The 11,212-nt window shown below is 60.9% G+C and carries 1 protein-coding gene; it reads left to right on the top strand.

The genetic code is table 11. The annotated features are described in order from the left end of the window. A partial coding sequence (locus CAG31_RS27230; protein ID WP_085586838.1) for a hemagglutinin repeat-containing protein occupies positions 1 to 11,202 on the top strand: 11,202 nt, incomplete at its 5' end. Positions 11,203 to 11,212: the final 10 nt, after the last annotated feature.

Below are 11,212 nucleotides of genomic sequence, written 5' to 3'. Positions count from 1 at the left end.
GGCACGCTGACCACCCGGATCGGCGGCCAGCTCGACAACCGCAAAGGCTTGATCCAGGCCAACGGCGCGATGGATGTGCAGGCCACCCGCCTGGACAACGGCGCGGGCAAGGTATCGTCGCTCAACACCCTGATCCTCAACAGCACGAACACCGACAACCGAGGCGGCTTGATTCGTGCCGATCTGGCGACGAAGCTGACGGTCGGAGAACTGGACAACCGTGAAAAGGGACGGATATCCGGCAAGGGCGACATCGAGGCGAACATCGACGTCCTGAGCCAACAGGGCGGTGAACTGGTCGCCGAAGGCAACCTGACGCTGACCGGCAAGCAGCTGGGCAACCGCGAGGACAGCCTGGTCGCTTCGCTCAAGGCCCTGACCGTGAACGTCGATCAGATCGACAACCGGGGCGGTTCGCTGTCCGGCGGGCAGGGCCTGCTGATCAGCGGTGCGCGCCTGGACAACAGCGACAACGGCAAGGTGCTGTCCGATACGACCCTGGGCCTGAAGGTCGCGCAGATCATCAACGCCACCAACGGCCTGATCTTCGGCAAGGGCGCCGTGACACTGAGCGGCATCGGCCTGAGCAACGTGGGCGGACGGATCGTCACCCAGAAGGACCTGAAGCTGGCCTTCGACGAGGTCATCGACAACCAGAACGGCCTGATCAGCAGCGACGGCCGCTTGACCCTCGATGCCGGGCGCCTCGACAACCGCTTGGGCAAGCTGTCGGGCCTTGAGGCGATCGCGCTGACCAGCGTCGGCGCCGCGCTGAACCAGGGTGGCCTGATCGTTTCGCAAAAAGGCCTGACCTTCGCCAGCGGCAGCCTCGACAACAGCGACGCCGGCCTGATCAGCGCCAAGGGCGACTCGACCCTGAGCACCGGCGAGTTCAAGAACCGCCGGGGCGGCAACCTGGCCACCGACGGCACGCTGCTGCTGACGGCCGCGCACCTGGACAACGGCGGCGGCAAGATCGGCAGCCAGCAGCAGATGAAGGTATCGCTCACCTCGCTGGAGCAGGACGGCGGCGAACTGTTCAGCAACGGCGACCTGACGCTCGACATGAACCGGGGCCTGCTGGACAACCGGCGCGGCAACCTCCGCACGCCTGGCCAGTTGTTGCTGAAGAACCTCGGCGAGGTGAACAACGGCGCCGGCGAGATCGCCGGGGCCAAGGCCTGGAGCCTGACTGCGCAGAGCCTGAGCAACGACGGCGGCAAACTGTTGAGCAACGAGAAGCTCACCCTGGTCATCGACCGGGCGCTGAGCAACGTCAAGGGCCTGATCGCCGCCGCCGGCCTCGACAGCCGCAGCGCCAGCCTGGACAACACCGACGGCGAAATCCGCATTCGCGGGGAGGCGGGGCTCACCGTCAGCGACACCTTCGGCAACCAGGCCGGGACGGTCATCGCCGACGCCGGCCTGACCGTCGACGCCGCCAGCCTGGACAACCGCCGCGAAGGCCTGGTGGGCGCCGCAAAAGCGCTGAAACTCACCGTCGGCCGCCTCGACAACCGCACCGGCGAGCTGTCGGGCAAGGCCGATGTGAGCCTCACCGGCGCCTGGCTCGACAACAGCGACAGCGGCTACATCCTGGCCGGCGGCAACCTGGCGCTGACCGTGGGCGAGGTGTTCAACCGCAACGGCGGCGTGCTGTCCGGCGATGCGGGGCTGACGCTGACCGGGGCGACCCTGGAGAACAGCGGCCGGCTGAGCACGTTGCGTGACTTGTCGATCAACCTGTCGTCGGCCCTGAACAACGATCAGGGGCGTCTCAACAGCGAAGGGGCGCTGTCGGTCAACGCCCAGAGCCTGAGCAACGACAAAGGCGTGGTCTCCAGCGCCAAGGCCCTGAGCGTTAACACCCGTGGCGCCGTGAGCAACAAGGGCGGCCAACTGCTGACAGACGCTGCGCTCACCCTCAACAGCCAGTCGCTGGACAACCAGGACAAGGGCGTCATCAGCAGCAAGGGCAATTTGAGCCTCACCACCGGCGCGCTGAACAACAGCCGGGGAAGCCTCTTCTCCGACGGCCGGCTTGAGCTCGATGCGGGCCAGGTGACCAACACCGCCGGCAGCCTGGGCGCCACCACCGAGTTGGCGGGCAAGGTCCGCGGCCTGGATCAGCAGGGCGGCAAGTTCTTCAGCAAGGGCAGCCTGAGCCTGGACCTGCAAGGCGGCGCGCTGAACAACGAAGACGGACTCATCAACGCACCGGGCGTGTTGTCGTTGACGAACCTCGTCGGGATCGACAACCGCAACGGTGAGATCTCCAGCGGACAGGCCTTCGACCTGATCGCCGCCTCGCTGGACAACAGCGGCGGCCAGGTGCTGAGCAACCAGAAGCTGACCCTGACGCTCGACAAGGCCCTGACCTCGGTCAAGGGCAAGATCGCTGCAGCGGCGCTTAAGGTCCGTGCCGCGAGCCTGGACAACAGCGACGGCGGGGTGCTGCTCAGCGACAGCGACCTGAGCGTGACCGTCGACGGCCTGCTGGACAACGGCAACGGCACGGTCAAGGCCGCACAGCAGTTGACGCTCAACAGCAGCGGCCTGAACAACCGGGGCGGCATGCTGCTGGGGAAAACCGGCATCAACATCGATCTGGGCACGACGGCGGCGGATCTCAACAACCAGAACGGCCTGATCAACACCAAGGGCGTGCTGAGCATTGCGCACCTGCGCGACCTGGACAACCGTAAGGGCGAGATCTCCAGCGTCAACGGCTTCAGCCTGACCGGCAACCGCCTGGACAACCGTGGCGGCAACCTGATCAGCAACGACCGACTGCACCTGACGGCAGCCGAGATCCTGAACCAGGGCGGCCTGGTGTCCGGCTGGAACGGCGTGACCGTCGACGGCGGCAGCCTCGACAACAGCCAGGAAGGCACGGTCTCCAGCCAGTTCGGTGATCTGGCCATCGGCCTCAGCGGCGCGTTGGTCAACCACAGCAAGGGCGGTCTGGGCGGCAAGGGCGAGGTGACCATCAAGGCGGCCAGCCTCGACAACACCGCCGGGATCATCACCAGCGGCGACCGGCAGTCGCTCACCCTTACTGACGGCACCCTGATCAATTCCTCGGGCGGTCTGATCGAAAGCAGCGGCACTCTCGATATTCGTGCAACCGACCTGAACAACGCCGGCGGCCGTATCACCGCCGCCAAGACCATGACTGTCACCGGTTCGCGACTGGACAATACCGGTGGCCGTCTCGTAGGCGACGGCAGCGTTGCCCTCGACCTGCTCGGTGCGCTGACCAACATCAACGGCGTTCTGGGCAGCGCGGGCCCGCTGGAGATCCTGCGCGCCAGTGGCGTCTACAACCAAGGTGGCCAGTTGATCAGCCAGTCTTGGCTGAAACTGCTGACCGCAGGCGAGATGAACAACAGCCAGCAGGGGACGATTTCGGCCGATGGCCGGCTTGAGATCGCCTCCGCCGGCACGCTTCGCAACGATGCCGATGGCCTGATCAACAGCCGTGAGGGCGATGTGATCCTTACCGTTGGCGGGCTGAACAACGGCAACGGCGCCGTGCAGGCCGGCAACGCGTTGACCGTTGACGCGGGCACCGGGGCCATCGACAACCAGGGTGGCAAACTCATCGCCCGCAATGGCGACCTGACCCTGAACGCCAGCAGTCTCGATAACCGTGGCGGGATGCTGTCGAGCCTCAAGGGGCTGATGCAAAGCCGCCTGACCGGCGTGCTGCGCAACGGTCAGGGCGGCAAGATCGAAGGCGGCCGGATCGATCTGCGTGCTTGGGGCGGCATCTACAGCGGCGCGGGGCGAATCGCTGCCAACACGGGCGATATCCTGCTCGATGCAGGGAGCAATCTCCTGGATAACAGCGGCGGCGGGATCTACGCCAAAGGCCTGCTCAACGCCACCGCCGGCTCGGTGAACAACGATGGCGGCCAAATCAGCGCCAGCAAGATCGACGTCGTCAGCAACGGCAATTTTTCCAACCGCGGCGGCCTGATCGAAAGCGCCAGCACCCTGGCCATCCGCGCCGCCAACCTCGACAACCAGGGCGGCAAGCTACGGGCGCTGGGCAACGCCGGCAAGACCGACTTCCAGATCGGCAGCCTGTTCGACAACCGTAACGGTCTGGTGGAGACCGCCAACACCGATCTCATTCTCACCACACCGGGCTTCCTCAATGCGGGCGGCACTGTCACCCACGTCGGAACGGGCGAATTCGGCATCTCCACCGCGAATGTCATGAATGCCGGCGGCTCGCTGGTCACCCTGGGTGGCTTGACCTTGGCCGCCGACAGCTGGACCAACAGCAGCGTCATTCAGGCTGGGCGCCTTACGGTCAACGTCAACAATTTCACTCAGACGGCGAGCGGACAGCTGCTGGCGACGACCAAGCTGGTCGGGCGCGGCGGGAACTGGAACAACGATGGGTTGATTGCCGCTGGCGGCGGATTGGACATTCAGCTGAGCGGCCGTTACTACGGCAATGGCCGACTCAGCAGCGTCGGGGACTTGGGCCTCACTGCTGCGCAGATCGAATTGCCTTCGGCCGCCAGCATCACGGGAGCCTCCAAGACCACGCTCACCAGTCGCGGCAGCCTGACCAATCTGGGACGGCTCACATCCGTTGGCGACCTCAACGTCAATGCAGACGCGCTGATCAACAACGGGACGCTTGGCGGCAGCAGTAAAGTGACGATCACCGCCAACTCTCTGCTGAACCAGAACAGCCTGATTTTCAGCGGTGCTGACATGCAACTGCGTGTCGGCACACTGACCAATCGCTATGCCGATATCTACGGCATGGGTGACATCAGCGTCTCGCGGGACGGCATCGGTGGCTGGAGCTCATCGATCGAAAACCTTTCAGGGACTATCGAAAGCGTCGGCGACCTGAACTTGGCGGCGGATCGCATCGAGAACCGCAAGGATGTGTTTGAGGTGGCGGGGGGCGGGCTGGTTTCCGGAACGATCGGTGTTCGTTGCGAAACCTGCACCTCCTTCCAGGACATTCGTTATGAGAGCCGGATTCCCAGTCACATCGTCTGGGTCGAGAAGTACCAGTCATCCATCGTCAAGGATTCGGCGTCGGGCACATTGACCGCCGGCCGCAACTTGACAGGAAACGGTCGCGAATTCATCAACAACGCGTCGGTGGTCAGTGCCGGTCGTGATCTGACGCTCAACGTACAGAACTTCACCAACCAGGGCGCCACTGTCGGTGAGTACACCGTCACGCGTTGGTTGGACGCACCTCGCGAATCGAAAACCTTGAGCTTCTGGCAGGCCGTTCTGAACTACAACGCTGCCAACGATCCCGATTATGACTCCGGCAAAAAGGGTGTCTTGAACGGCAAGATTGTCATGGTTCCCAATATTCATACCTGGGACATGAATGAAGTCGAAACACTGTCCACCATTGGAGGACGTCAAGGTGGCGGCGAAGCCATCAGGTATCTGTCCTTTGGTTCGATCGTTGCCGAATACAGCAATGGTCAGATTTTCTATGCTCCGCCGAGTTACGGCAGCGGCGTGCGTACCGAAGCGCCGGACATCGTAAAGAACGCAACATTCACCAGAAACACAACCGTCGAGAGCGGCGCGACCGCCAGTGCCAACGCCGTTGTGCAGGCCGGCGGCACCGTCTACATCAATGCATCGAACAAACTGGACAACGGAGTCGTGCGCAACGGCAACGCGACGGCAGCCGGTACGTCCCGTCTAGGATCCACGCAGCTGGGCGGACAGGTGACGCCGACCGTCATCCGCATCAATTCGCAGTTGCCTCCCGATCTGGCCCAGCAACAGGTCAACCCTCTGACGTTGCCGGGTTTCACCCTGCCGGCTGGTGAAAACGGCTTGTTCCGCCTCAGCCACAAGGAAGGCGCCGATCCGACCCCCGCAGTGGAGCACGACTGGAGCATCGGCACGATTGCCGCCGCTACCAGCTCGCGTTCCGACGGTATGCCGGTCAAGTCGGCCACTCCATTGCAATTCGACCAGAACGGCCCGGTATCGACAGGTAAGCGTGACTTGAGCCTGGCGGAACGTCCGTCTTTGAGCCTCGGTGACAAGACTGTTCCGGTCAGCGTGAATGCCGGCACCGACAAGCCGGTGGGCGTGCTGTCGCCAGGCGGCAAAGCCACCTCATTTTACGTACAGCGCGTTGAAGGGCTGCCCGACACCAGCGTGCGCTCCAACCCGCACAAGTACCTCATCGAGACCAACCCGGCGCTGACCAACCTCAAGTCGTTCATGAGCTCGGACTACCTGCTGGGCAAGCTCGGCTACGACCCCGACACCAGCGCCAAGCGCCTGGGCGACGGCCTGTTCGAACAGCGTCTGGTGCAGCAGGCCGTGGTCGCCCGCACGGGCCAGCGCTTCATCGACGGGCAGACCTCCGACGAAGCGATGTTCAAGTACCTGATGAACAACGCGGTGGCGAGCAAGAACGAGCTCAACCTGTCTGTCGGCGTGACCCTGACCGCCCAGCAAGTGGCGGCGCTGACCCACGACATCGTCTGGCTCGAAGAGCACGAAGTGAACGGCGAAAAGGTGCTGGTGCCTGTGCTTTACATGGCCCAGGCCAACAACCGTCTGGCGCCGAACGGAGCGTTGATCCAAGGCAACGACGTGACTCTGATCGCCGGCGGCGACCTGAACAACGCCGGCACGCTGAAGGCATCGAACAACCTGTCGGCCGAAGCCGGCAACAACCTCACCAACAGCGGCCTGATCGAAGCCGGCGAGCGCCTGACCCTCAAGGCCGGCAACGACATCGTCAACAAGTCCGGCGGCATCATCTCCGGACGTGACGTCACGCTCACCACGACCCATGGCGACGTGATCAACCAGCGCGACGTGAACAGCATCGACGGCAGTCGCGGCACAAGCCTGTTCCACCGCGACGTGCTCGACAACGCGGCGCGAATCGAGGCGGCCAACGACCTGAAGATCGATTCCGGGCGCGACATCAACAACATCGGCGGCGTGCTGCAAAGCGGCCGGGACATGACGCTGGACGCTGATCGCGACATCAACATCACCTCGGTGCAGGATCGCAGCACCACTGGCCGTGGAAGCAGTTTCCTCAACCAGACCGTGACTCAGCAGGGGGCGGAGGTTAAGTCCGGGCGGGATTTGTCAATCTCGGCTGAACGTGACATTACCGCCATAGCGAGTCGTTTGGACGCCAAGCTTGATCTCGACTTGACCGCAGGGAACAACATTCTTCTCAGCTCTGCGGCCAACGAAAGCGACTATGTATCGCGCAGCAAGAAATTCGCACAAGAGAGTCACAGTATCAGCCAACAGGCTACGGTGCTGAACTCGGGTCGAGACATTGCGATCGATGCAGGCAATGATCTGGGGATCATCGCCAGTCGGATCAAGGCAGAGGAAAATGTCAGCTTGAATGCCGAACAGGACATTCTGGTTGCCTCAGCCAAGGACGAAAGCTCTTCTTACTACTACAAGAAGAAAAACGGCTCCTTCGGGCGCAGCAAGACCACGCAAAGTGAGAGCTACGACAGCACCAACGTCGCTTCAGTGATCGAGGCCGGCCAGAGTCTCACCGTCAATACCCACCAGGATGAAGACGGCAGCGTCAATCTCGACGGGGGACGCAATGTCACCATCATCGGCAGCCAGTTGAGTGCCGGGAATGACCTGATTCTGGGCGCCAAGAATGACGTTTCGGTGCTCTCGGCTACCGAGGAAAGCGGATCTTACTCCAAGAAGACCAAAACCGGACTGTTCGGGTTGTCGTCCAAGGGCAGCAGCCAGCTGCAGACCAACGTCACTCAAGTCGGCAGCGAACTGAACGCAAAGCACGACGCCGTCATCATCGGTGGCCGTGACATCAACCTGAACGCCAGTGTCATCAACGCGGACAACAACGCGGAACTGCATGCCGGGCTTTTGGACAAGGCCGGTGACATCAATCTTTCTTCCGCAGACAACGAAGCCTATAGCCGTGCAGAAGAGTTCAAGAAAAAACTGGGCTTGTCTCTCAAGGATACGGTGGGCTTGATTGCGGGCACGCCAGGGGCCGGGGCTGATATCACGGCGAACGCTTCGCATAAGGGCGGCCGTGAAGTCGTCAGTTCAACCAGTGTCGGCAGCGAAATCAATGCCGGTCATGACGCCATTCTGAAAGCCACACGAGACATTAATGTCATCGGCAGCGGCATCAATGCGGGACACGACGCCAACCTCGATGCGGGCCGCGATGTAAACGTTGTGGCCAGCATCGATGAGCAACGCAGCAGCAGTTGGGAAACCAACAAAAGCTACGGCATCAAACAGACTATCGACAACAATGGGTTCAGCACGTTCGTCGGCAATGAAACCATCAAGAAGGGTACCGAAAGTTCCGGGCATACCGCTGCCGGCAGCTCCATATCCGCGGGTCAGAACCTGAAGGTCAACGCCGGCCGCGATGTCAACCTGCAAGGTTCGGACATGCAGTCAGGCATCGATCTTAAGATCGGCGCCAAACGAGACATCAACATTGATGCAGCGGAACAAGCCAGTGCGGTCACCACCTGGGACAGCGTGAAACGCAACGGCACCACGACCACTATCGCCTATAACATCGGCAACACGCTCAATACCCTTCAAGGCACCGGTAAGGGAGAGGATGGCGTCAGCAAGGGATCAAGTGTGCTGAAGTCGGTCGATACATTGGGTCAGTTCTTCGGTGGGGCGACATTCGATGGTCATGCTGGTGGCTCAAGCATCAGCCAGACCCAGACCAGAACATCGGTAACCCACCGTCCTTCGACACTTTCGGCGGCCAACGACATCAGTCTGGACGCCGGCAATGACGTCAACGTCCATGGCAGCCGGTTGGATGCCGGTCACGACATCAATGTCACCGGCCGCGACATTACCCTCGACGTCGCCCATGGCGCCCAAGGCAGTGACGCCAGCCAGACCCAAAGCAAGGGCGGTCTCAAGGGCGGCACTACCGGTGGCTTCAAACTGGGCGTCGGGATCAGCAATGCCGGCAGTCAAGATGAGTCCACTCAAGGCCTCTCCACGCCGACCCAGCTCAATGCCGGTGGCAGCATCAATCTGGATGCAAAAAACGATCTGACGCTGATAGGAACCCGAGCTGTCGCCGAACGCGATATCAAGCTCAAGGCCGGAAACGACTTGAACATCCTCTCTGCGCAGAATGCGTCGAGCAGTGAAAACAGTCGGCGCAGTTGGGGTGCCGAAGGTGGGGTGATTGCAGGGAAGGACGGTTTCGGCTTCTACGGCTCAGTCAATGCAGGTCTGGGCGATCTCAAGCGCCAGGGTGTCGAGCAGCAAGAAGCCTACCTGTACGCGGGCAAGACCCTTAACTTCGAGAGTGGTCGTGACACCACCATTGCCGGTGCGACCTTGCGCGGCGACGAAGTGACTGGCGACGTTGGTCGAAACCTTACTGTGACGTCTGTGCCCAATACCGGGAAAGTCGAAGGCAAGGAGATGGACGCCAGCCTGACGCTTGCTTTCAGCATCGGCATGACCGCGAGCGGATCGTTGGGTTATGGACAAACTAACGGCAAGACCGATTGGGTCGAGAACCAGACCGTCATCAGTGGCAAAAGCAAGGTCGACATTCGCACCCAAGACCATACCCAGTTGGACGGGGCCGTTATCTTTGCCGACAACGGCAATCTGAAGCTGGATACCGATACGCTCGGTTTTCGCAACATCACCGGCAAAGACACTGAGCATGGTTACTACCTGAATGTCGGCGGCAGTTACGGCATCGGTGGCTCTCAGGCCGATAAACCCAACAAAGGCATGGGGGGGGACGGTAAAAACAATTGGGCAGTAGAGGGCTACAAGTACGACAAGGATCGTGAACAGACACTCAACGCCACGGTTGGCGCGGGTGAGATTGTCGTGCGTCATGACAAGAAAACTGGACAAGACTCTACGGCAGGGCTTAACCGCGATCTGAACAAAGCCTATGAAGTGACCCGGGATGACGAGCACCGAACGGATCTGTACGTGAGCAGCACGTCGATCAATGCGATCCTGGACTATGACAAGACGCTGGATAAATGGGCGGAGGATGCGGAAAAGTACGGCGAGAACGGCATTGAGTCACTGAACAAACTGCTGGATCTGGTTTTTGCCACGAATGCCTTCGTCCGCGGCAACGGTGTCTCCGTCGCCAATTACGTATTGGGCAATCGCGTTGCTCACCGATATTTGATCAAAAGTTTGCGTGACGAAAAAACGCGCAAGGACACTATCGGCAAGGCTGTCGACGGCATGACCAATGGGGCAACGTCCCCTGAAGCGCAAGCGGTGGTCGAGCGGATTGCTCAAATTGCCGCGACCGATCCCGAATTGGCGCTGAGCCTGATGCTCGCGTTCAAACGCTTGCAGACCTCAATGCCTGGGCAGTTGAACTTTGCGCCTTTGGCGGTGATGGCTGGAGGGGCGTTGGCCGCCTTGGGGGGCGCGCTTTTGACGGCAGCCAATTCACCGCAGAATCAGGAGGAAATGCGTAAGGCGGTGAATAGCCTGATGGAGTCTACCAGTGGCTCAGGGCTGCCAATGCAAGAGCGTCTAAGGCTGGCGACTGAATTGTGGTGGGCGATTCTTGGTACGAGCTTGCCCATACACTTGTTGGATCCTCGCTTCGGCACGATGACCAATCCGATTGTGGAAACAGACGTGCTCCATCCCGTGAGCGCCGGTGGTTTCACCATCGAGCCCACGTCTCCAAGCAGTACCGGGGGCAGTACGATCGAAAATGGAGAAGGGTGGAGCACCACCTCTCCAGCGGTGGATCCAAACCTGTCGCCCGGTAACATGTACAACAGTCCGGTCGACTATCCTCATATTATCGGGGCAGACTACAAAAATGATGGATTCACTCCTACGGGAGCCCATACGCTGCTGAATGGGGATGTAAGGATCGTGCCTGGTTCAACAGTTGATCCTCCTGATTCATGGGGTGTTTACCGAGCTTTTGTAGAGGTTCCGGATCCTAGGTTTCCGGGTCGGTGGATCCAAAAGCCAGGGAATATTAACTCGATGTTTCCTGCGACATGGGATGAGGCTCGGATCAAGGCTGAGGTTGATGCGGCATGGAATAGTCCTAACAAAACGGTGACCGGTGTTAAATGGAAGTCGGAGACACCATCTGGAGTGAAGGTGCAGGGATACACCACTCCAAGAACAACTGTTTATCCAATTTACAAGCCTTAATTGTCGAGGA

It is taken from the genome of Pseudomonas sp. R25(2017), assembly GCF_002112565.1.
GTDB lineage: Bacteria > Pseudomonadota > Gammaproteobacteria > Pseudomonadales > Pseudomonadaceae > Aquipseudomonas > Aquipseudomonas ekonensis.
This window is presented reverse-complemented; position numbering and strand designations above follow the sequence as displayed.